The 21,323-nt window shown below is 59.1% G+C and carries 21 protein-coding genes; 13 read left to right on the top strand and 8 right to left on the bottom strand.

Features of this window, described 5'->3' with window-relative positions; translation table 11 throughout:
- From C8K66_RS02870 to C8K66_RS02855, 4 genes are all read left to right on the top strand, one after another.
- The gene (locus C8K66_RS02870) at positions 1–774 is read left to right on the top strand and encodes a LamB/YcsF family protein (RefSeq protein WP_057004200.1); all 774 of its coding nucleotides are present in this window, start codon (positions 1–3) and stop codon (positions 772–774) included.
- Entirely contained in the window at positions 774–2,375 is a 1,602-nt protein-coding gene (gene pxpB, locus C8K66_RS02865) for a 5-oxoprolinase subunit PxpB (RefSeq protein WP_017846359.1), read from the top strand. The genes C8K66_RS02870 and pxpB overlap by 1 nt, the downstream gene beginning before the upstream one ends.
- Entirely contained in the window at positions 2,372–4,108 is a 1,737-nt protein-coding gene (locus tag C8K66_RS02860) for a biotin carboxylase N-terminal domain-containing protein (RefSeq protein ID WP_017846358.1), read from the top strand. The genes pxpB and C8K66_RS02860 overlap by 4 nt, the downstream gene beginning before the upstream one ends.
- A 151-nt stretch (positions 4,109–4,259) precedes the next feature.
- Positions 4,260–5,567: a hypothetical protein gene (locus tag C8K66_RS02855; protein WP_132849934.1), complete on the top strand. Its 1,308-nt coding sequence runs from the start codon at positions 4,260–4,262 to the stop codon at positions 5,565–5,567.
- 333 nt (positions 5,568–5,900) lie between these two features.
- Here C8K66_RS02855 and C8K66_RS30510 read toward each other — a convergent pair whose 3' ends face one another.
- Entirely contained in the window at positions 5,901–6,257 is a 357-nt protein-coding gene (locus tag C8K66_RS30510) for a hypothetical protein (RefSeq protein ID WP_132849933.1), read from the bottom strand.
- 288 nt (positions 6,258–6,545) lie between these two features.
- Between C8K66_RS30510 and C8K66_RS02850 the strand changes: the two genes are divergently transcribed.
- A complete protein-coding gene (locus C8K66_RS02850) occupies positions 6,546–7,529 on the top strand; it encodes a GlxA family transcriptional regulator (protein ID WP_057004197.1) in 984 nt (327 codons plus the stop codon).
- A 66-nt stretch (positions 7,530–7,595) separates the two neighbouring features.
- On the opposite strand, the gene C8K66_RS02845 is transcribed toward C8K66_RS02850, so the two are convergent.
- From C8K66_RS02845 to C8K66_RS02835, 3 genes are read right to left on the bottom strand one after another with little or no spacing between them, the layout of a single operon-like run.
- Positions 7,596–8,858 (bottom strand): FAD-binding oxidoreductase, encoded by a 1,263-nt coding sequence (locus C8K66_RS02845; RefSeq protein ID WP_108524195.1) that lies wholly within the window; start codon positions 8,856–8,858, stop codon positions 7,596–7,598.
- Positions 8,848–9,795: a dihydrodipicolinate synthase family protein gene (locus C8K66_RS02840; RefSeq protein ID WP_046383571.1), complete on the bottom strand. Its 948-nt coding sequence runs from the start codon at positions 9,793–9,795 to the stop codon at positions 8,848–8,850. The genes C8K66_RS02845 and C8K66_RS02840 overlap by 11 nt, the downstream gene beginning before the upstream one ends.
- 41 nt (positions 9,796–9,836) lie before the next feature.
- Positions 9,837–10,763 (bottom strand): 4-hydroxyproline epimerase, encoded by a 927-nt coding sequence (locus C8K66_RS02835; protein WP_017846347.1) that lies wholly within the window; start codon positions 10,761–10,763, stop codon positions 9,837–9,839.
- 196 nt (positions 10,764–10,959) lie between these two features.
- Here C8K66_RS02835 and C8K66_RS02830 point away from each other — a divergent pair, with 196 nt between their 5' ends.
- The 3 genes from C8K66_RS02830 to C8K66_RS02820 all read left to right on the top strand — a co-directional run bounded on the left by C8K66_RS02830 (position 10,960) and on the right by C8K66_RS02820 (position 14,452).
- Positions 10,960–11,727, top strand: coding sequence for an AraC family transcriptional regulator (locus C8K66_RS02830; RefSeq protein WP_108524194.1), 768 nt, complete (start codon positions 10,960–10,962; stop codon positions 11,725–11,727).
- Between the two features lie 86 nt (positions 11,728–11,813).
- Positions 11,814–13,880 carry a maltose alpha-D-glucosyltransferase gene (gene treS / locus C8K66_RS02825; RefSeq protein WP_108524193.1) on the top strand — a complete coding sequence of 689 codons (2,067 nt, stop codon included), beginning with the start codon at positions 11,814–11,816 and terminating at the stop codon, positions 13,878–13,880.
- A 113-nt stretch (positions 13,881–13,993) separates the two neighbouring features.
- A complete protein-coding gene (locus C8K66_RS02820) occupies positions 13,994–14,452 on the top strand; it encodes a hypothetical protein (protein ID WP_057004187.1) in 459 nt (152 codons plus the stop codon).
- A gap of 50 nt (positions 14,453–14,502) precedes the next feature.
- Here C8K66_RS02820 and C8K66_RS02815 read toward each other — a convergent pair whose 3' ends face one another.
- Positions 14,503–14,745: a Pathogenicity locus gene (locus C8K66_RS02815; RefSeq protein WP_046383567.1), complete on the bottom strand. Its 243-nt coding sequence runs from the start codon at positions 14,743–14,745 to the stop codon at positions 14,503–14,505.
- Between the two features lie 283 nt (positions 14,746–15,028).
- Between C8K66_RS02815 and C8K66_RS02810 the strand changes: the two genes are divergently transcribed.
- A complete protein-coding gene (locus tag C8K66_RS02810; protein WP_108524192.1) occupies positions 15,029–15,268 on the top strand; it encodes a hypothetical protein in 240 nt (79 codons plus the stop codon).
- Between the two features lie 132 nt (positions 15,269–15,400).
- Positions 15,401–15,664, top strand: a complete 264-nt coding sequence (locus C8K66_RS02805) for a hypothetical protein (RefSeq protein ID WP_126589485.1) — start codon at positions 15,401–15,403, stop codon at positions 15,662–15,664.
- Between the two features lie 259 nt (positions 15,665–15,923).
- Here C8K66_RS02805 and C8K66_RS02800 read toward each other — a convergent pair whose 3' ends face one another.
- On the bottom strand, positions 15,924–16,160 hold the full coding sequence (locus tag C8K66_RS02800; protein WP_169850573.1) for a DUF2790 domain-containing protein: 237 nt from the start codon (positions 16,158–16,160) through the stop codon (positions 15,924–15,926).
- Here C8K66_RS02800 and C8K66_RS30940 point away from each other — a divergent pair.
- On the top strand, positions 16,047–16,445 hold the full coding sequence (locus tag C8K66_RS30940; protein ID WP_169865381.1) for a hypothetical protein: 399 nt from the start codon (positions 16,047–16,049) through the stop codon (positions 16,443–16,445). The genes C8K66_RS02800 and C8K66_RS30940 overlap by 114 nt on opposite strands.
- A 795-nt stretch (positions 16,446–17,240) precedes the next feature.
- On the opposite strand, the gene C8K66_RS02795 is transcribed toward C8K66_RS30940, so the two are convergent.
- A complete protein-coding gene (locus C8K66_RS02795; protein WP_046383563.1) occupies positions 17,241–18,173 on the bottom strand; it encodes a cation diffusion facilitator family transporter in 933 nt (310 codons plus the stop codon).
- A 717-nt stretch (positions 18,174–18,890) separates the two neighbouring features.
- Between C8K66_RS02795 and C8K66_RS02790 the strand changes: the two genes are divergently transcribed.
- Positions 18,891–20,432, top strand: a complete 1,542-nt coding sequence (locus C8K66_RS02790) for a DUF6622 family protein (RefSeq protein WP_108524191.1) — start codon at positions 18,891–18,893, stop codon at positions 20,430–20,432.
- A 46-nt stretch (positions 20,433–20,478) separates the two neighbouring features.
- Here the strand turns inward: C8K66_RS02790 and C8K66_RS02785 are convergent, their stop codons facing one another.
- On the bottom strand, positions 20,479–20,775 hold the full coding sequence (locus C8K66_RS02785) for a hypothetical protein (RefSeq protein WP_046383561.1): 297 nt from the start codon (positions 20,773–20,775) through the stop codon (positions 20,479–20,481).
- 132 nt (positions 20,776–20,907) lie between these two features.
- Here C8K66_RS02785 and C8K66_RS02780 point away from each other — a divergent pair, with 132 nt between their 5' ends.
- The gene (locus C8K66_RS02780) at positions 20,908–21,249 is read left to right on the top strand and encodes a hypothetical protein (protein WP_046385301.1); all 342 of its coding nucleotides are present in this window, start codon (positions 20,908–20,910) and stop codon (positions 21,247–21,249) included.
- Positions 21,250–21,323 lie beyond the last annotated feature (74 nt).

Raw genomic sequence — 21,323 nt, 5'->3', positions numbered from 1 at the left:
ATGAAGATAGACCTCAATAGTGACTTGGGTGAAAGCCTGGGCGCCTGGCGCATGGGTGACGACCACGCGATGCTCAGCATCGTGAGCAGTGCCAATGTGGCCTGCGGCTTCCACGCTGGCGACGCCGCCGGCATCCTGCGGACGCTACGTCAAGCGGCGGAGCGCGGCGTGGCAGTAGGCGCGCACGTCGCCTATCCCGACCTCGTCGGTTTCGGCCGCCGCCAAATGGACGTGGCAAGCGCCGACCTGCAGGCTGACGTGATCTACCAGATCGGCGCGCTGAAGGGGTTGGCTGCAGTGGCCGGCACGTCGGTACGATACGTCAAGCCACACGGAGCGCTCTACAACACCATCGCGCACGATAAGCGCCAGGCACACGACGTGATTGCCGCCATCCGCGCAATCGACCCGTCGCTGGTGCTGGTCGGTTTGGCCGGCTCGCCGCTACTCGGCTGGGCGCAGGCAAGCGGGCTGAGCACTGTGGCCGAAGCCTTTGCCGATCGCGCCTACATGCCGGACGGTTCGCTGGTCTCCCGTCGCGAGAAGGGCTCCGTGCTGCACGATGCGCAGGATGTTGCCGAGCGCATGCTTCGCCTGGCGACCGAGGGTGTGGTCACGGCCATTGACGGCAGCATCGTGCGCCTTAAGGCCGATTCGGTCTGCGTGCATGGTGACAGCCCCGGCGCGGTGGAGATGGCGCGGCAAGTGCGTGCGCTGCTTGAGCGTTCGGGCGTCAAGGTCGCTCCTTTCGTCGACATGGGAGTCGTACCGTGATGCGATTTCTGCCCGCTAATCTCGACGCCCTGTTGGTCGAGCTGGATGACTTGTCGCAGACGCTGGCGCTGCTTGCATCACTACAGGCCGAGCCCATCGATGGCATCGTCGAACTCGTACCGGCCGCGCGCACGGTCATGGTTCACTTCCGGCCTAACACGGTGACGCATGATGAACTCGTCACGCGCATCAGCCGCCGGGACCTCACGGCGCAGATCGAGCGTGCGACCACTCGCGTGGAGATTCCGGTCTCCTACGAAGGAGAGGATCTTGACGAGGTCGCGCAGATGCTTGATCTCTCGCGCGAAGAGGTGATTCGCCGCCATACCGGCTGCGACTACACCGTTGCCTTCACTGGCTTCGCACCTGGGTTCGCCTATCTGAGCGGCGGCCACCCAAGCCTCAACGTGCCGCGTCGCACTACGCCACGCACGCGCATCCCCGCGGGCGCCGTGGGGTTGGCCGGCGCTTTCAGCGGCGTCTATCCGCAGGCCAGTCCGGGGGGGTGGCAGATCATCGGCGTGACTGCCACGCCGATGTGGGACCTAAGCCGTGACGTGCCCGCGCTGCTGCAACCGGGCTTCAAGGTACGTTTCGTCGATGTTTCAGGGCGGCAGGTTTCAGCTTTGCCAGCGCCGTCGCCTGGCCCCGTCGAGGTTCCGCTCCACAATGGTCCGGCGCTTGTTGTCCGTAGCACCGGCCTGCAGGCGCTGTTCCAGGATCTCGGGCGCGAGGGTCTGGCCGGGCAGGGCGTATCCGCCTCAGGGGCGATGGATAAGGGCGCACTGCGCGCGGCCAACCGTCTGGTCGGCAATGCGAGCGACATGGCCTGCGTCGAGATCGTCTACGGTGGCTTCCAAATCACGAGCCGCGCAGACACGGTGGTGGCCTTCACCGGTGCCGATGCGCCGATCGAACTCACGCGTGCGAACGGCGCTCGATATCGTGTGCCAGGCCATGAAGCCATCGCACTTTCTGATGGCGACAGTCTGTCGCTTGGCGACCCGCGTGCCGGCATCCGCAGCTACCTGGCGGTGCGCGGTGGCTTCGCGATCGCGCCCGTGCTCGGAAGTCGATCGACCGACACGCTCGCACAGGTCGGTCCGCCGCCCATCAAAGCCGGTGACATTTTGCCGGTACCTGTGGTCACGCATGGCTCCATCGTCGGCGCGCCCGAAACGCCTCGTGCCGATCTCCCGACGACGACGCAGACCGTGGTGCTCGATGTCGTGATGGGGCCGCGCACCGACTGGTTCACGCTGCAGGCCATTGCATTGTTGGCGAGCCAATTGTGGACTGTGACGCCGCAATCGAACCGCGTCGGCCTGCGTCTGGCCGGTGAAACGCCGTTGATGCGCGCACAGATCGCCGAACTGCCCAGCGAAGGCACCGTGTTGGGCGCGATTCAGGTGCCGCCAAGCGGCCAGCCCGTGCTCTTCCTTGCCGACCACCCGCTGACCGGTGGCTACCCAGTGATCGGCGCTGTCGCCCCTTACCACCTCGACCGTGCGGGGCAGATCCCCATCGGTGCGCAGGTGCGCTTCAACCCCATACGCGCGTTCACCGCGGCCCTCTCTTCCGACCTGCGAGAAACCCCATGAAGAAAGTTCTTATCGCCAACCGCGGCGAGATCGCTGTACGCATCGTGCGCGCCTGTGCCGATTATGGTGTGAAATCCGTCGCGGTGTATGCCGACGCCGACATCGACGCGATGCACGCTCGTATGGCCGATGAGGCCTACGGCCTTGACGGCCAGCGCCCGGCCGACACCTACTTGAACATCGAAAAGCTGCTCGCCGTGGCCGACCGCTGTGGCGCCGACGCGGTACACCCCGGATACGGTTTCCTTTCGGAAAGCGCAACTTTTGCCAGGGCCGTGATTGGCGCGGGCCTGAAGTGGATCGGCCCTTCGCCGGCAGCCATCGAGGCATTGGGTGACAAGGTGCAGGCGCGCAAGATCGCCCTGGCTGTCGGTGCGCCGTTGGTGGCTGGCACGTCGGAGCCCGCGCGCGATGCGCAGGAGGTCGTGGCCTTTGCCGAGAAGAACGGCCTGCCGATCGCCATCAAGGCGGCCTTTGGCGGTGGCGGCCGCGGCATGAAGGTCGCATGGCGGCTCGACGAAGTAGCCGAATTGTACGAGTCGGCGGTGCGTGAAGCGGTCACTGCTTTCGGCCGTGGCGAGTGTTTCGTTGAACAGTTCCTCGATCGGCCTCGTCATGTCGAGGCGCAGGTGATTGCCGATACGCACGGCCATGTCGTCGTGCTCGGCACGCGCGATTGCTCGTTGCAGCGGCGCAACCAGAAGCTGGTGGAAGAAGCCCCCGCGCCCTTCCTCAGTGATGAGCAGCGTGAGCGCATCCATCAATCGGCGCGCGATGTGTGCGCGAAGGCAGGCTACGTCGGTGCGGGGACTGTCGAGTTTCTGTTGAGTCCTTCCGGAACAATCTCGTTTCTGGAGGTCAACACGCGCCTGCAGGTCGAGCATCCAGTGACCGAAGAGACGACGGGCATCGACCTCGTCGTCGAGCAACTGCGCATCGCCGATGGCTTGCCGCTGTCGGTCACCGAGACGCCGAAGCCGCGCGGTCATTCTTTTGAGTTTCGCATCAACGCCGAGGATGTGGGGCGCGGCTTTCTACCCGCGCCGGGGTTGGTGCATCTGTTCGAGGCACCGTCGGGGCCCGGCGTGCGCGTCGATACCGGCGTGCAGTCGGGTTCTACCGTCCCAGGTACATTCGATTCGCTGATGGCCAAGTTGATCATTACTGGCGCCACCCGTGCCCAGGCTATAGCCCGCGCGCGCCGGGCGCTGAAGGAGTTCCGAATCGAAGGGGTGCCGTCGGTGCTCCCGTTTCACCGGGCGGTGATGGCGCACGCCGATTTCACATCAGCCGATGCTTTCAGCGTGCATACGCGCTGGATCGAGACAGATTTTGCCGACACGCTGGCGGCCGCTGTACGGCCTGAACCGCTGGCCGATATCGCGCTGGTACGCACGGCCGTGGAGATCGATGGCCGAAGGATTGCGCTCGGGTTGCCGGCTGAACTGCTGCGCGGGCTACATTCCACTGCGCCGTCTGCTGAGCGCGAGGGGGCTGATGTGTCTTCCATTTCGACGGATGCCGCCGCCGTTGTAGCCCCGATCTCGGGCACCCTGCAGTCCTGGAACGTCGCCGACGGCGACAACGTGGCTGTGGGCGACACCCTCGCATCCATGGAGGCGATGAAGATGGAAATGCAAGTCACGGCACACCGCGCAGGACGCATCACCCTAACGGTGTCCGTGGGCTCGACCGTCGCCGCAGGCATTGCAATCGCAAAAATTGTGAGTTGATGAGAGTCGACTCGTTCGCCCTGGGCTCGGCTCAAGACGACTGAATTATTCGCTGTTGTAAATGGACGTTAACCGGCAAGAAAACAGATACGGCTTATAACGAGCTTTCAATTTTGGTTGAAGGTTGTGATTTTTTAGACGGGGTGAATAAATGATTGATGTTGCAACTCAAATGAAACGGACAGCTTTGGTTGCTTTTATGGCAGTAGCATCGGGGTGTTCGTCACCGCCAGAGCGCAGCGCTGATTCCACCAAACCTACTGAGCCACTCGCGGATTCTCACTTTCATATTTCCAACTATGCCTTCCAAGGCACAACGCTGCGCAATCTGGTAGACAACTACATGTCGACGGGTATCACGCGCTCGGTCGTGATGCCACTGCCACTGCAACAACGATGGGACAGTTTTGAGGGGTACCAAGCAAATTCCGGAGGGGATGCGTTCGGGCCGAACTACTATATTGGGCCGAAGTCAGATCTTTATTACTATGCATTCGCCGATGCCATGTACGCCAAGGAATATCTTGAACTGCCCCGGGAGTACCAAGAACGATTAGATCTCATGATCACGGGATTTAATCCCATGGATCGCTATGCCGTTCAGCATCTGAAACGGGCGATACTCACGTACCCCGGGGCATTTGTGGGGATCGGTGAGTTTACAATTCATAAAGAAGTCGTCTCCAAGAAAATCGCGGGTGAGCCAATCAGCCACACTGCCGCAGGCGATATTCCATCGGACGTTCACAGCGCTGACGAGACGATGTCCCTGACTTCAGAATCACTCTCCAGGCTTCTCCAGGAAGCTGGCGAAATAGGGCTCGTGGCGACGCTTCACAACGATGTCTATGATTCGGATGTTACACACACCGGGGAAGTAAAAGCTCTCCACCCTGAACAGAATTATGAGGCAGAACTGAAATCGCTGTGCTCAACGGCCCCCAAAACGGTCACTATTTGGGCTCATACCGGTTTGGGGCGATTCGTCAAACCTACAAAAGACCACTTGGCAATCGTTGGTCGAGTCTTGGATAGTTGCAATAATTGGCTGGTCGATATTTCTTGGGATATCGTACAGGAAACGATTCTTCATCCTGGCTCAGCAATGCCATCGACTGAAGAATGGACTGCATTTCTAGATAAATATCAGGACCGGATTCTTTGGGGCTCTGATACCGTTATTTTCGGGCGCAACAAGTTCGAGGCTCTTCCAGGTGCCGGAATGACCGTTACCCCCGGAAAATTAATGGCCGCCCAAGACTATAAGAGTGTTTCTAACATCCTGGATCCGGTGTTTGCGACATTGTCGCCTCAGGCTGCGGCGAAGATAAAATATGAAAACTATGTGCGCGTTTTTAACGGGGCTCGTCTAAAAGTTCGTGCGTGGGAACAGCTTCATCGAGACGCTAACGTCTGGGACATCAAAACGCCCAAGACTCCCGATCTTCGCCCTCAGTGAGTCGCACCGCTATCAGCCTATAGCGACCAGGTATTTGTAGCCTTTCCAATACATTCAATACCATCAAGTTACACGATAGGCGTGACGCACTTCATTTTGAACGGTCTTATCCATCGAGCATTAAAGCTTGTGACTAGAGAGTGTTGTGATGAAGTTGAGCAATCTAACTAAGGCGGCACTGATTGTCGCGTTGTTATCGTCCCTGTCGGGCTGCTGGATATTCATGCCGCCGGGTGGTGGTGGTGGTGGTGGTGGCCACGGTCAGGGCGGTGGCCATGGCGGTCCGGGCGGTCCCGGTCTGCGTTAAGTAACGGCTTATTGGGGCAAGCCACGCTATTCATCTTGATGAGGCGTGGCTTGCCTTTTTTTTGCCCGGCTTAAATCACAGGCAAAGAAAAGCCCGCGATGGGGAGAGCGGGCTAAAAGGTGTTTCTCTAGGAGCTGAAACAACACTAGGCGTTCACCTGTGAAAGCTTTGTGAAAGGCTTGAGCCAATGTGTCGATGGCCAGTTTGCTGGTGCTGTCGCTGTACCCGAGGCTGTTTTCGCGTTGAGTGCCGGGCTGCGCTGACGTCAAACGGGCGAGATGGTCGCCAGCAGACCGATGCCAATTGTCAGCACCAAAAAGCCAAACAGGAAAATTGCCATCTTGGTCATAAGGCCTCCGAAGGGAAGGGGGCGGCAGGAACATTCCTGTCGCGCTCGACAAGGGTGTCGGGAGTGGCCCTATTGTCCGCCTCGATGACATTTCGATACAGGCGCAGATAGTAAAGAAAAAACCGTATCAGATGCGCGCGCAACGCTTTGGCCTGGGGGGTTGGAGAGGGCTGGGTTTATCAAGATCAGCAGGTGAGCCATGTCTTGAGGGTACGGCGCGCCACCTGAGACAGCCGCAGCATTTCCCCCTAAGATGGCGCCCACAGCCTCAACAATAAGAGAGGGCCGACCCTCGATGGAAAGACGTCAATTCAGCGGTGGCATGAAAGGCAAGAACCTGCGCTACCTCAATGAAATACCCGGCCAGCCGGCGTCAGCCACCCGCGTTGGCTTCCTGCTGCTCGAACACTTCTCCCTGCCGGCCTTCACCCAGACCCTCGACACCTTCGTCACCGCCAACCTGTTGCGCCCCGAGTTGTTCGCATCGCGCACGTTCGGCTGGGGCGACGGCGAAGTCATCAGCGACCTGGGCTTGGTGATCCGCCCGGATGCACGCCTCGACGTGGCGGCCCTGCAAACGCTGGAGTTGTTGGTGATCTGCGGCGGCTTTCGCACCGAACTCAAGGCCAGCGACGACTTCATCCACCTGCTGCGCAATGCCGCCGAGCAGGGCGTCAGCCTGGCCGGCTTGTGGAACGGCGCCTGGTTCCTCGGCCGCGCCGGCCTGTTGCAGGGCTACCGCTGCGCCATCCACCCCGAACATCGCCCGGCACTGGCGGAAGTGTCCAAGGCGGCCCACGTCACCAGCGAACCGTACGTCATCGACCGCGACCGCCTGACCGCCTCGAGTCCGTCCGGCGCTTTCCACATGGCGCTGGATTGGATCAAGGGCCTGCACGACAAGGCCTTGGTCGAAGGTATCGAAGATATCCTGGCCTTTGAGGAGTCCCGCTACCGGCGCATCAAACCGACGGAAAACATCTGCGTCAGCGCGCCGTTACGCGAGGTGGTGAAACTGATGGACGCCAACCTCGAAGAACCCTTGGAGCTCGACCAGCTCGCCGTCTACGCCGGCCGCTCCCGCCGCCAGCTCGAACGGCTGTTCAAGGAACAATTGGGCACCACGCCGCAGCGCTATTACATGGAACTGCGGGTGACCGAGGCGCGCCGGCTGTTGCAACACACTGAGTTGTCGCAGGTGGAGGTGCTGGTGGCGTGCGGGTTTGTTTCGCCGAGTCATTTCAGCAAGTGTTATAGCTCGTATTTCGGCTACAGGCCGTCGAAGGAAAAGAGGTTGGTCAAGTAGCGTGGAGGTTGTTGGATTTTTCGTGTGACGAGTCATGATCACGGATGCTGATTCTCATCATACGTTTCAGAACCGCGCCAACCGATACCCCTCCAACTCCGGCAAACCCGACAGCCGCGGCCGCGTCGAAGCCAGTTGCGCGATGAGCTCCGCAGTCACCGCCGCCTGCGTCAACCCCAGATGCTGATGCCCGAACGCAAGCAACACCTTGCCGTCGAAGACCCGATCGATGATCGGCAGCGAGTCCGGCAGGGAGGGCCGGAAGCCCATCCACGGCGTGGCGTCCTGCGCATTGAGGTCTTGCCGGAACAGCCCTTTGCTCAGGCGATGCAGCTGCCAGGCGCGTTGCATATTCGCCGGGCGCTCCAGGCCGGCGAATTCCACGGTGCCGGCCAGGCGCAGGCCGCCGCGCATGGGCGTCATGATGAACTTGCGCTCCAGGGAGGTGACGGCGAAGGGCAGGCGTTCATGTTCGTGGGGCAGCATCAGGTGGTAGCCGCGTTCGGTGTCGAGGGGGACGTGCTTGCCGGTCAAGGCGGCGGTGAGTTTCGCCGAGTGGGCTCCGCAGGCGATCAGCACCTGGCGTGCGGCCAATGGGCCTTGATCGGTGGTCAGCGTGACGCCATGGGCGTCGACTTGCCCGCTCAGCACCTGGCGGGTGAGAAATTGCACGCCGTTGGCTGTGGCGGCGTTCACCAGTTCGCACACCACTTGATAGGGGTCGAGAAAGTGCCCGGTGCCCGCAAAGAACAGCCCGCCCTGGATGTGCTCGCTCAACTGCGGCGCGGTCTTGCGAATGGTGTCAGCCGACCAGAACGCCACCGGCACGCCTTGCTGCGCCATGCGTTGCTGCAGCGCGTCGATGGCCCCTCGCGAATCCGCGCGCTCGAACACCAGCAACGAGCCGTCTTCGCGCAGCAGCTCCGGCCGGTCGATGCCTTGCAGCAGGCGCTGCCATGCGCCCAGGCTGCCTTCGTTCAGTGCGCGAATGCCGGCGACCGTGCGCCGGTAGCTGGCCGGGCGCAGGTTGAGCAGCAAACGCGCAAACCAGGGCAGGGCACGGGGCAGGTATTTCCAGTCCAGGCGCAGCGGGCCCATGGGGTCCATCAGCATCGTGGGCAAGCGCTTGAGGATCGACAGGTCGGCGATAGGGAACACTTGTTCGCTCGCCAGATGGCCGGCGTTGCCATAGGAGGCGCCCATGCCGGGGGGCTGCGCGTCGATGACGACGACCTGGCGCCCTTGACGTGCCAACTGCAAGGCGCAGGCGACGCCGATGATGCCCGCGCCGACCACGGCGATGTCGGCGCTTGTGGATTCAAGCGACATTCTGTTCCGCCGACCAGTTCGCGTACCACTGGCGGAACAGCGCGTACTGGCTTTCGGCATAACGACGCTGGGCCGCGCTGAGTTGGTCGCTTTCGTTGAAGTGCAGGGCGTAGCCGTGGTCGCCATTGAGCACCATCAGGTGCTTGTAATACAGCACCAGATCGCAGCCTTCGTCGAAGGACGACAGCACCGCCAGCGCGGCCTCCAGCTCAAGGGCCTGGCGACGTGCCTTGGCGTCGCCCTTGGCGGCTTGCTTGCTCAGCGCCACCAGTTGCAGCACTTCCCGAGGTAGGGCGTTGCCGACGCCGGTGATAGCGCCGGTCGCGTTGCAGTTGACGAAGCCGTGTACCACCTGGGTATCGACGCCGACCATCAAACTCACGTTATCGTCCTGGGAGGTGATGTGTTCGGCGGCGTAGCGCAGGTCGGCGGCGCCGCCGAACTCTTTGAAGCCGATCAGGTTCGGGTGCTCGCGGCGCAGCTCGAAAAACAGCTCGGCGCGGGTGGCGAAGCCATAGTAGGGGCTGTTGTAGATCACCGCCGGCAGGTGGGGCGCAGCGTCGAGGATCGCGCCGAAGTGGGCCTTTTGCGCGGTGGCCGAAGCGCCACGGGACAGCACGCGGGGAATCACCATCAACCCCTGGGCGCCGACCTTGGCTGCATGCGCCGCGTGGGACACCGCTTCACGGCTGTTGACCGCGCCGGTGCCGACGATGGTCGGCACGCCGGCGGCGGCCAGGCGCGCCACGCCCTCCTGGCGCTGGGCTTCGGTGAGCAACGGCCAATCGCCCATGGAGCCGCAATAGACCACGGCGCTCATGCCGATATCGATCAATTCGCGGCCCTTGGCGACCAGGGCGTCGAAATCCGGCTTGCGCGCGGCGGTACACGGGGTCATCAGTGCGGGAATGCAGCCGGTGAAGATGGTGTCGCTCATGGGGCTAACTCCTTGGAATATTCAGTCAAACCATGCAGGGCTCAGATGCCCCAGGCGAAAGGGTCCTGCGCATCGATCAGCAGGGTGCTGTCGGCGGTCATGTAGGCGCGACCGGTGATGTACGGGCGCACGCGTTCGCCGTCCCATTCATAGCGGCCTTCGAACTGGCTGCCGGTGATGCTGGCTTGTACCCAGGTTTCACCCGGCGCGAGTTTGTCATCGGCGGCCAGGCAGGCGAGCTTGGCGCTGGTGCCGGTGCCGCAGGGCGAGCGGTCGTAGGCTTTGCCCGGGCACATGACAAAGTTGCGGCTATCGGCATGGGCATCATCGGCGAACAACTCGATATGATCGATCAGTGCGCCGTCTTCGCCATAGATGCCTTGGCGTTCGAGGGCCTTGAGCATCGCCCAGGTGTAGTCGGTCAGGGCGTCGACGTTATCCATCTGCAGCGCCTGGCCGTGCTCCGACACCAGGAAGAACCAGTTGCCGCCCCAGGCGATATCGCCATGGACCACGCCATGCCCCGGCACTTCCACCGCTACCCGTTGGCGAAAACGGTAGGCGGGCACGTTGCGCAGGGTCACGGCGCCGTCTGCATGGAGTGTGGCCGCCACCGGCCCGACGGGCGTGTCGACGGTGTGTACGCCTGGCTCGATGCGCCCCAGATAGTGCAGCGAGGCAACCAGGCCGATCGTGCCGTGGCCGCACATGCCGAGGTAGCCTGCGTTGTTGAAGAAGATCACGCCGCAGGTGGCGCCCGGTGTGACCGGCGCGCAATACAAGGCGCCCACCAGCACATCGTTGCCACGCGGTTCCAGCAGGCAGGCGCGGCGCCATGCGTCGTGGTGGGTGCGCAGGTTGTCGAGTTGCGCGGCGATGCTGTTGCCGGCCAGTGCGGGGAATCCGTCCATCACCAGGCGCGTGGGTTCGCCGCCGGTGTGAGAGTCGATGACGTGCAGTCGTTTCATGACACGCTCCGTTCAGGGGTGAGCCTGGCCGATGGGATAGGCATGCAGTGGCCATATCGTGAACGCGTCAGCGCTGCGACGATTGATGTTTTGCGCCGGGTTGGATGACGAATTCAGCACAGTTTTCTACGCTCGACAGCATCCCGTGCATGGGGCAATCTGCTGGACGTCGAGGCGCAAAGAGGGGGGCGGAGTGATGTTGCAGAGTGCGTTTGCAGCCCTGTGCCAAGGGCGCGAGGCGAATCGCCCGCAGAGCATCGAGCAGTTATTGGCCGGCGTCATGCAACTGCTGCCGATGCTCGACGTGATCCCCAATGCCGCGATTTTCATCAAGGATCTCGACGCCCGCTATGTGCTCGCCAACCGCACCCTGGTGCAGCGTTGCGGGCTCAAGCAACTGCAACCGTTGCTCGGCAAAACCAGCGCCGAGGTGTTCCCCGCGCAATTGGGGCCGGGTTATACCGAGCAGGACCGGCGCGTGCTGGAGCAGGGGTTTGTATTGGAGGATCAGCTCGAGTTGCATCTCTACGGGAGCCGCGAACCGGGCTGGTGCCTGACCCACAAGTGGCCGCTGTACAACCACGTCGGGCAGATCATCGGCCTGGCCGGCATTTCCGTCGACCTGCAATCGGCCAGCGAAACCCACCCCGCCTACCAACGCCTGGCCGCCGTGGACGCGCACATTCGCACGCACTTCAATCGGCGCGTGACCTTGGGCGAACTGACGCGTATCGCCGGGATCTCGGTGGCGCAGCTGGAGCGCTACTGCAAGCGCGTGTTCCACCTGACGCCGCGGCAGATGATCCAGAAAGTGCGCCTGGAGCACGCCCATCGCTTGCTGCACCGCGACCTGCCGATCACCGACGTCGCGCTGCAGTGCGGTTACACCGACCACAGTGCGTTCAGCCGCCAGTTCAAGGCGTCGACGGGATTTACCCCGAGGCAGTACCGCCAGTTGGGCTAACCGCCGGCATTGCGATGCAACGAATAGCCCCGCTCGCCGCTCCTATGCTTACGAGTAACCTTTTCACGACGACAGGTAATGGGCTTATGACGGCGGCTGACAACGATCATGTGAACTGGCTGGTGCAACAGTCGATGCTGCACGCGGCGCGCCAGCGCGCCAAGCTCTATTCGGGGCAAGGGCGCCTGTGGCAACAGCCGTATGCACATACCCGGCCGCGTGACGCTTCGGCCTTGTCGTCGGTGTGGTTCACCGCGTACCCGGCGTCGATTGTCACCCGTGAAAACGGCACGGTGCTCGAAGCGCTGGGCGATGAGGCGCTGTGGCATGCCTTGTCGAAGATCGGTATCCAGGGTATTCACAACGGTCCGCTGAAAAAGTCCGGCGGCTTGGCCGGGACGGAACACACGCCGACCATCGATGGCAATTTCGACCGCATCAGCTTCGACATCGACCCGCAGTTGGGCACCGAGGCGCAGTTGCAGGCGCTGACACGCATGGCGGCGGCTCACAATGCGGTGATCATCGACGATGTGATCCCCTCGCACACCGGCAAGGGCGCGGATTTCCGTCTGGCCGAGATGGCCTACGAGGACTACCCGGGGCTCTACCACATGGTGGAAATCCGCGAGGAAGACTGGCCGTTGCTGCCGGAGGTCGCCGACGGGCGCGATGCCCAGAACCTCAGCCCGCTGCAGGTGGACGCGCTGCGCGATAAACACTACATCGTCGGCCAGTTGCAGCGGGTGATTTTCTTCGAGCCTGGCGTGAAGGAAACCGACTGGAGCACCACCCCGGTGGTCATCGGCGTCGATGGCAAGCCGCGGCGCTGGGTCTACCTGCATTACTTCAAGGAGGGCCAGCCGTCGCTTAACTGGCTCGATCCATCCTTCGCCGCGCAGCAGATGATCATTGGCGATGCGCTGCACGCGATCGATGTGATGGGCGCCAAGATCCTGCGCCTGGACGCCAACGGTTTCCTCGGAGTGGAGCGCAAGCTCGACGGCACGGCCTGGTCGGAAAGCCATCCGCTGTCGATCACCGGTAATCAATTGCTTGGCGGCGCGATTCGCAAGGCCGGCGGTTTCAGCTTCCAGGAACTGAACCTGACGCTGGACGACATCGCGTCGATGTCCCACGGCGGTGCTGATCTCTCCTACGACTTCATCACGCGTCCGGCCTATCAGCATGCGTTGCTGATGGGCGACACCGAGTTCCTGCGCCTGATGCTGCGCCAGATGCACAACCTCGGCATCGACCCCGGCTCGCTGATCCATGCCTTGCAAAACCACGACGAACTGACCCTGGAACTCGTGCATTTCTGGACCCTGCATGCCCATGACAGTTTCCTCTACCAGGGTCAGACATTTCCCGGCAACATCCTGCGCGAGCATATCCGCGAGCAGATGTACGAGCGCCTGGCCGGCGAACATGCGCCGTACAACCTCAAGTTCGTCACCAATGGCGTGTCCTGCACCACCGCCAGCATCATCACGGCAGCCCTCGGCATTCGTGACCTTGCGACGATCACGCCGGCCGATGTCGAGCAGATTCGCCAGATCCATTTGCTCCTGGTGATGTACAACGCCATGCAGCCCGGCGTGTTCGCCTTGTCCGGCTGGGACCTGGTCGGGGCATTGCCGTTGGCGGCGGATGACGTCGCGCACCTGATGGCCGATGGCGATACCCGCTGGATACACCGCGGCGCCTACGACCTGGTGGACCTGAACCCGCAGGCCGAGCTTTCGGCGGGGCAGATGCCGCGTTCGAAAACCCTGTACGGCAGCCTCAACCGCCAATTGCAGGACCCGGACTCGTTCGCCTCCCAGTTGCAGAAAATCCTCGCTGTGCGCCGTGCCTATGACATCGCGGCCAGTCGCCAGATCCTGGTGCCGGACGTCGAACATCCTGGCTTGTTGGTCATGGTCCACGAACTGCCGGCCGGTAAAGGCACACAAATCACCGCGTTGAACTTCGGCAGCACGCCGATCACCGAAACCCTGCACCTGCCCAATATCGCGCCGGGGCCGGTGGTGGACATCATCAATGAACGGGTCGAGGGCGATCTGACGGCCGAAGGGGCGTTCACCATTACCCTGGACGCGTATGAAGGGTTGGCGTTGCGGGTGGTCAGCAGTTCGCCGATGCTTTAGCGCAGATCAAGTGATGACCGGCACCGAGCCGCCAAACTGGTTGGGTGCAGGTTGGCACACGGGTTGAGGGCAACCCGACACGACGCTCATCCAGCCATAAAGGAAACCCGACCATGTTGTTTGATGCATATGCTGAAGAGTCGCTGAACGGTATCGGACCTGTCGTCCAGGATATCGAGCAAGTCGCCAAGTACACTGAAGGCCTGCGAACGCGTCTTTCTGAACTCTTCACATCTACGCACAGCCGTTTTGGCGTGAGCTTTACCGTTCCGCCAGAAGGTTACTTCCAGCTTGAAGGCCATTTCGGCCTGATCAGAGCGAATCTGCTCTATGCCAATGAGGGCAGCGGCACCTTTGGTCGCGTGGTGCTTCGCAAGCACACGCTGGACGAGCAGGGGAGAGAGGCGTGGCCAGAAATCTGGGCGTTCCGCATTCTGAAAGATGGCGATGTCTGGGTGAGTGACAAAGGCCCGGTGCTCTACAACGAGTGGAATACGCCAAGCGAACACAAGTTCGTCGCTGCTCGGCGTCTCGTTGAATCAATCGTGCTGTCTGCGATGAAGCCACGCTAGACCGCGCAGGTAGTCAGCAAGCAACCCCTGCGGGAGGCGATTGAACGCGTTTACCGCTGCGGGTTGCGTCTCGCAAGCGCCACGGCCGCAGTGATGGCAGCGCGCGCTTGTGGGCTGTTCTTCCAGCACGTCGAGCCCAATGCCGCGGAGGCTTGGGCGAGGATGTCCCCCACGTTGGATTGGCTGAGTGTGTCCAGCGATTCAATGCCCATCTGTTCAAGCCGGGTAATCACCGTGGGGCCTACCCCCTTGAGTGCGAGCAACGCTGTTCTTTCTTCCAATGAGAATGGCATCGGTGAATTCCTTTTTCCAAGAGTCGCGGGAGTGTGCCGGATACTGGAGAGTGCCTCAATAGGTCGTTGTTGATTGGGTATATCGAACTTCCCGACTATCGACGACAGCGCCACGCGGGACTCCTGTTTTTGTGCGCTGAAGAGCCATATAAAGAACGTTACATTTTTGACTGTTAAATCACTCACCATTAAAAAATAAAATAGCTGACTTTGGAGTCAATCCGAAAAAACAGGATCATATTTGAAGTAGGGAAATAAATTCCCTCTTAAAAAGGTGAGCCAATTGGAATATACGTATAAAAACCAGTTTCACGAAAAAGCCAATGTAAAAGCGGTTCTCGTGGGCGACAATAAAGTCATTAGTCCATTCGAGTATATTGAGATCTTCTTAATAACCAGAGGCTATGACACGAGCCCGGAAAATAGACTCCAAGTCGCGGAAAGCCTGGCCCACGTGCCCGCGCGCGAACGCCATTCCGCCTCTGAGCTGGACCACTGGCTTGATTGTCACTTCAAAAGCTGAGGGGCTCCGTCGCGGCACATTCAACGCAAGAGTGATAATCAAAGACAATGCCAGGTACTTATGCAGGCAGATTACGAGATACATTATATAAAGAGCGACCACAAGAAGGTCCGACGCGTCAGAGCCCAACAGATGATGGATCTTGATGCGTGGAAATTTGCAATTATTGCCGAAGGCGGCAGCCGTGAAGAGACTTCGCCGTTAGTTTGTTTGGTGCAGGTCAAAGCACTTGCCGCTAAATACGATGTAAGTTCAGTCAGGTGGAACAAGGCGATCCATGTCAACAACTTGGATACCGTCGTATCGAATAGGCGGATGGCGTTGGAGGATACCGGAGACCGTAACTTAGAGCAGGCTCAACCTCGGGATGACGTGACACCCGATCAATCTGGCTGATAGAACGCAATCGAGTGTTGTTCGACTCGAAAAAGGCCTGGACGTGTTCCAGGCCTTTTCATCGAGCAGCGCCGCTTCAGCAGTTGGCGCTCCTTGGGTTTGGCTTGGTTTTGTCGGCGCATAAAAAACCCCGCACTGGGCGGGGTTAGTCTGCATCACCGATGCAGAGGGCGGGAAATAGTGCTGGGAACTTCCCCCAGCTTGCCCCAGTGGGGCGTTTTAACAAGCCTGCCATCAGGCAGGCTTTGTCGGGACTCTGTTAGCTGTTGGAGCAACCGTTAGCCATGACACTGTATTGCATGACGTGTTCGTGACCTTGGTGGTCCAGGTAGGTCATCTGGACAGGGACTACGGCACAGACATTGTCAGGGATGGAGTCCATGTGAACCACTTTGGCGATGTCGAGGTGCGAGCTGTAGCTGTATTGCTCAACGGCAGGCTCATCGGCAAACGCCATCTGGCTACCCAGCATTACAAAAGAAGCAGCAATCAACATTTTAAACAGTTTCATTTTTTCAGTGTCCCAACGATGCAAACGATTTACGTCTTCAGTCGGATTGGCTATGGCCGAAGGCTCTACGAGGCGCGGGTGGGTGGTTTGCTTGGACCCTATGGATTCGCGCTTCGTCGCTTTGTTTGGAAGCTGGGTCTAGTTTATGCCTATGGCGATTTTGATAAATCCCAAAGACTGGAAAGCATTGTTGTTGAAAAAGTAATAATTCACTCCGGCGCCCCTGGTAGCCACCCCAGCCAATACACTCGGTTCTGCTCCTGTCGATGACGCGAACTTGCGCTTGTTTAGTGCCGTGAGAAAGCATGGGGTTGGGGGTAGTACGAATCTCAAAACCGAGTGTCTCAGCATTAAGGCTCAGAAGTTTCATCTCGGATGGCCAGGCTTTGGCGATGTGCCGCCAACCCGTTCAGTCGCCAGCACGGATGATCTGCTAGCTCGTGCAGCGGCCGAAATAGACAGGCCAACCGCCAGGGCTTTACCCACCCGTCAGAGGTGGCCGGGTTGATCGATAAACACCTGGCTCACGGATTGGTTGAGCCATGCGTTGGCTCACAAAAAAGGCCCGCGCACGGGCCAAATGGAAAACCTTCAAAGACGCAGAGGGGGTTGTCCCTCCTCTTGGGTCAGCTGACCGTTACGCAGTCGTGTTGACTCGTGTACCTACCGATCCTGAAGTTGCTTTGGGCTGTTCGACTTTGCTTGCAGTGCTACCGTCATGATCGCCGTCGCTGTCCGCCGGCATGGCTGGCCGGACTTGAGGTTTGATTGCTACGGGTTGCGGTTGCGCGATCTGTGTCGACCCAGTGATTGCCGATGCCATGTGAATCCCCTTAAGTGACGGTGGTTTGAGTTAATGCTATCGGCATGTTATTTCAATATTTAAGCGTTCTAGTTAAAGCGCTCATGAATAAAAATAATTGAGAGTATTTCGCAGACTTAAGTTTGTTTCGGTACTTGGGCATTCAAGTGTTATGTGAAAATTTCGTGATATGTCTGTGATGCTTGGCGAGTTGCTTTTGCACTATCCCTGTCGGCGGATCGTGTTGCCGGCGTCGCACCAGGTTAATGATCAAGGTCGGGGCGGTGCCAGGGATCTACATGCGTCATAAGATTCAAAACACGATGAATCTGCATCACATTTTCCCTTGCGCAAACTGCAATGGCATGACCTTCCTCAACGGTAATTGAGGCATCCACTTCGATGTGAGCGTCGACGATGATCATGTCCCCCATTTTTCGAGTGCGTAGATCATGTACACCTTTAATGCCGGGGGTATTTTTAAGCGTATTGCGGATAGTTTCGACTTCCTGCTCATCAGCCGATCGGTCCATCAGGTCGTGCAATGAATCCCAAGTGAAACTCCAACCCATCTTGGCGATCATGCCTCCAACAACCAGCGCAGCAATCGGGTCAAGAATCGGGTAGCCCGCCAGATTGCCCACAATACCTATGCCGACAACCAAGGAGGAGGCGGCGTCGGACCTTGCGTGCCAGGCATTGGCAACCAACAGACTAGACTTAACTTTTTTGGCCACCCGCAGCATAAAGCGAAACAGCAGCTCTTTGGCCACCAGCGCTGCGATGGCAACCCATAAGGCCGCAATGTGTACCGTTGGAATCGATTCAGGGGTTTCAAGCTTGAACACTGCAGAACCGATCATGCCCACGCCCACGATCAACAACAGTATGCCCAATACCATGGATGCGGCGGTCTCGAAACGCAGATGCCCATAGGGGTGACCTTCGTCGGCGTCCTCCTTGCTTTTGTGGCTGGCGAACAGCACTACGAAATCGGCGATCAAGTCTGATAGCGAGTGAATACCATCGGCTACAAGCCCCTGGGATTTTGACATCACGCCTACGACAATCTGTGTGCACGACAGCGCGATATTGACGATGACGCTCATCCAAGTGCATCGCGAGGCTGCCGCCGCGCGGGCGACTTGACTATATCCCTCGTCTTCAGATTGTTCAGAGATCTGTTGATGATTCATGTGTATTTCTCTAATTGAAATTGATACTCGTCTCGCGCGGCAAGACGCGCCACTACTTAGTACTGGTTGCGCTTTTTATCGGGGTTGGAGGGTAAGGCGTCTGCCTTAATTAAAGCAAGGTGCGATGAGTTATAAAAGTGCCTATTTATCGGTATTTAGGTCTGAGTGTAATGATGTAAATGCTAATACTTCGCGTAACTAAGTTTTCCACCTGGCTGCAGGATTTGTGAGTCAAATAGGGATGACTCTCAACTTCACTAAAGAACAGGTGGGCCGGTGCGGCGGGGTGGGTTTCATCTCTCGAGCCGAAGCGGTCAGGCGCAAGAAAAATGCACGGAAGAATAATGTGATTGTCGTGGGGTATTTGTTTGTAATAGATGTATTGGGCGGTAAGTTCAGAACCTTGCGCTACAAAGTCCAAGGACGAACTGGTTAGCGGCGATTTTTTAGGGGGTGAGGAGGATCGCGGGTCTGAGTTTTGCCTCGGTGTGCCTGCGTAGAGTAAGCAGCATGGTAGTAGATTCGGCAGGAAGCCGGGGGAGAGGGGGAATTGCGGGGAGCAAAGCGCCTCGGTCATCCCCCGATGATTGGTGACGGTAAGATTTGCATCGTCATTTCGTAACGAGACGATGGGCAAAATATGTCACGCACCTCAATCGAGTACTAAGCCTGCGCTTGCTTTACCGGTTAGAGCTGACAGCGTTTTTGATATCAAGGATGGATATGCTGACGCGGTGGCTATATCTGCTGGCTGTTTCTGTACTGTCACTGTTGTCGATGGTATGCAACGGTCAGGTTCGAGACGTCGTGATGGATCTTGGCGCACCAGATGCAGCGCGGCCAATACGCGTGGCTATCTGGTATCCCGAAGGCGTATGTTCCCCAGAAACGTCGGGGCTGTGCCTTGATGAGTCAGCGGTTGCTCACAAGGTCATCGTCGTTTCGCATGGCAGTATGGGCGCGTCAGACGATTACGCCTGGATCGGTGACGGCTTGGCAGCCAAGGGATATATCGTCATAGGTCTCAATCATTTCGGTGAGTCCCGGGTCTACGGGGAGCAGACACAGACCTTCCGAGCGACCGGTATGGTGTGGGAGCGGGCCCTGGATGTGTCGCGCGTATTGGATGCGCTGAAAAAGCTGAGCCCCTTTCAAAAACAAGTCTCCTGGGACGATGCCATCGTCATTGGCCACTCCGCCGGTGGCCAGACGGCTGCATTGCTGGTGGGAGCACGCTTTGACCTTCAGGCGTTCGCGCAGTATTGCGGTACCGGGCAAGCAGAGGGCGACCGTTCGTGTTCTTACGCCCACGACATCAAGCGCGCGCCAAGTTCATTTATCTCATTGTTCAACGGTAACTATCGCGACTCCAGGGTCAGGAAAATCGTTCTGCTGGACCCCGCCCTAGGGCCAGCATTACTTGAGCAATCCATGGCGGGCTCGCGAGTTCCAGCGCTGGTGGTGGGGGCTCTCCACGATGATTTTTTGCTTTGGAACAGTCAGGGTGCCCGTTATGCGGCCGCGATTCCTTACGTAAAAACATTGTTGTTGGAAGGCGGAGAGGGGCACTTTGTTTTTCTCTCCGTTTGCCATCATGACGCCAAGGTCAATGACGTTCCGCTCTGTGTGGACAAGGCCGGTGTGGATCGCCAAGCGGTGCATGAGCGCTTGTTGTCCACGCTCGTTGCGTTCATTGCGCCTGATGACGAAATCCCGCTATCCGGACAACCGACAACGCCCGCGACTGCCAATGCCAAGGTTGCGCAACTGACTGTGATGGAAATCCTCAGCTACACGCCGCGATGGGTCTTCGGTTTGTTTTTTGTGCTCTGCGCGTTGGGGCTGATGCAAACACGCACACGACGGGTGCGATTCAGCCTCGCCTTGCTGTTGCCCATTGGCATGCTCATGTTGTCCCTGTTGGGAGTTTTTCAGTACACCCGGTATTGGATCGCCGCAATTGGGTGTTGGCTCGTGGGGCTTGTCGCCGTCTGCATGATCGCTTCGCGGATAATGGATGGCGGTTTCGTGAAGTGGGATGACAGTTCGGCTCGACTGATAGTGCGTGGGAGCTGGGTGCCGCTGTTGGTAATCCTGGGGATTTTCATCACGCGCTATCTGTTAGGCGTGGCCCGTGCGCTGCAGTTCCAACCGCTCGATCAATGGCCGCTGCAGATGTTGGTGGCCGGCGGGTTGGGAGCTTGGAGTGGCTATTTCGCGTGCCGGGCCCGACGGTGCTGGCAAGCATCTCGTTCGTAGCCTTGCGCGTGAGGGTTGAGAGCATTCTGCTCGGCGACTTCTTGTTTTAAATTGAAATCATCGGCGTCAACATCAAGATACTTTTCAGCCGCTCAGGAGTCGCTTCTAACTTGTTCGCAGGGAGCTCTTGGCCCAGTACAATTGTCAATGCGTTGAGCCAGTCTCTTGAGTTTTGAGAGGCGCATTGGTCTGTTGGTAAATGCTCATCAGCTACATCCCATTTCTGTACAGGCCAATCCACCAGGGACGCTAGGAGACCATCTCTCAGAAGCTGAAACTGCTCGTAAGAGTCGTTTGGTGTCTGATTGAGTGCAGCTTTCAACTTCGCGAGGCGATGTGGCATTACCGTTCCTTGGCATTTCAGATAGGCACAACGCTACTACGCTGAGAGCATTGTTGGTTACTGGCATTCCGTCCACGCTGGATGCCTGGCCAGGCGGGGGGTACAGTCGACACTTTCCTGGGGAGGACCACAATGAAAGCTTGGCTGACGGTTTTGTCTGCGCTAATTCTCGCGGGCTGTGCGGACAGTGGGCCGATGAAGGTCGGGCCTGATACGTACACGATTTCAACCCGGGTACCTTTTGGCGGACCTGCGTCCGCGAAGGGGCAGGCGCTCAAAGAGGCGAACACATTCTGCGAGTCCCAAGGCCGAGAAATCCTGCTTGATCACATGCAGGCCAGTGAATGTGCATTACACGGCGGTTGCGGTGAGGCTGAGATTTACTTCTTCTGTCTGGCCAAGGGTGATCCGCAGTTGACGCGCCAAAAATACAGCCCCGATCCCACACAGAAGATTGAAATCAATCAGCGCTGATCAGCCACGGCTTTTTGGTCCGGCAGCATACCTTGGGCTACAGTCTTGCCAAACCAACGAGGGAACGACATACG

Origin of the sequence: Pseudomonas sp. GV105, assembly GCF_003058185.1 — a bacterium.
Taxonomy (GTDB): Bacteria; Pseudomonadota; Gammaproteobacteria; order Pseudomonadales; family Pseudomonadaceae; genus Aquipseudomonas; species Aquipseudomonas veronii.
This window is presented reverse-complemented; position numbering and strand designations above follow the sequence as displayed.

Bases quoted from the DNA above. Each gene is read 5' to 3' on its own strand.
- C8K66_RS02840 (WP_046383571.1), bottom strand. From the start codon at position 9,795: ATGAGCGACACCATCTTCACCGGCTGCATTCCCGCACTGATGACCCCG.
- C8K66_RS02845 (WP_108524195.1), bottom strand. From the start codon at position 8,858: ATGTCGCTTGAATCCACAAGCGCCGACATCGCCGTGGTCGGCGCGGGC.
- C8K66_RS02790 (WP_108524191.1), top strand. From the start codon at position 18,891: ATGGATATGCTGACGCGGTGGCTATATCTGCTGGCTGTTTCTGTACTG.
- C8K66_RS02780 (WP_046385301.1), top strand. From the start codon at position 20,908: ATGAAAGCTTGGCTGACGGTTTTGTCTGCGCTAATTCTCGCGGGCTGT.
- C8K66_RS02855 (WP_132849934.1), top strand. From the start codon at position 4,260: ATGATTGATGTTGCAACTCAAATGAAACGGACAGCTTTGGTTGCTTTT.
- C8K66_RS30510 (WP_132849933.1), bottom strand. From the start codon at position 6,257: ATGTTCCTGCCGCCCCCTTCCCTTCGGAGGCCTTATGACCAAGATGGC.
- C8K66_RS02835 (WP_017846347.1), bottom strand. From the start codon at position 10,763: ATGAAACGACTGCACGTCATCGACTCTCACACCGGCGGCGAACCCACG.
- C8K66_RS02815 (WP_046383567.1), bottom strand. From the start codon at position 14,745: ATGCCATTCTCATTGGAAGAAAGAACAGCGTTGCTCGCACTCAAGGGG.
- C8K66_RS02800 (WP_169850573.1), bottom strand. From the start codon at position 16,160: ATGTTGATTGCTGCTTCTTTTGTAATGCTGGGTAGCCAGATGGCGTTT.
- C8K66_RS02820 (WP_057004187.1), top strand. From the start codon at position 13,994: ATGTTGTTTGATGCATATGCTGAAGAGTCGCTGAACGGTATCGGACCT.
- pxpB (WP_017846359.1), top strand. From the start codon at position 774: ATGCGATTTCTGCCCGCTAATCTCGACGCCCTGTTGGTCGAGCTGGAT.
- C8K66_RS02850 (WP_057004197.1), top strand. From the start codon at position 6,546: ATGAAAGGCAAGAACCTGCGCTACCTCAATGAAATACCCGGCCAGCCG.
- C8K66_RS02860 (WP_017846358.1), top strand. From the start codon at position 2,372: ATGAAGAAAGTTCTTATCGCCAACCGCGGCGAGATCGCTGTACGCATC.
- C8K66_RS02870 (WP_057004200.1), top strand. From the start codon at position 1: ATGAAGATAGACCTCAATAGTGACTTGGGTGAAAGCCTGGGCGCCTGG.
- C8K66_RS02795 (WP_046383563.1), bottom strand. From the start codon at position 18,173: ATGAATCATCAACAGATCTCTGAACAATCTGAAGACGAGGGATATAGT.
- C8K66_RS02805 (WP_126589485.1), top strand. From the start codon at position 15,401: ATGATGGATCTTGATGCGTGGAAATTTGCAATTATTGCCGAAGGCGGC.
- C8K66_RS02830 (WP_108524194.1), top strand. From the start codon at position 10,960: ATGTTGCAGAGTGCGTTTGCAGCCCTGTGCCAAGGGCGCGAGGCGAAT.
- C8K66_RS02785 (WP_046383561.1), bottom strand. From the start codon at position 20,775: ATGCCACATCGCCTCGCGAAGTTGAAAGCTGCACTCAATCAGACACCA.
- treS (WP_108524193.1), top strand. From the start codon at position 11,814: ATGACGGCGGCTGACAACGATCATGTGAACTGGCTGGTGCAACAGTCG.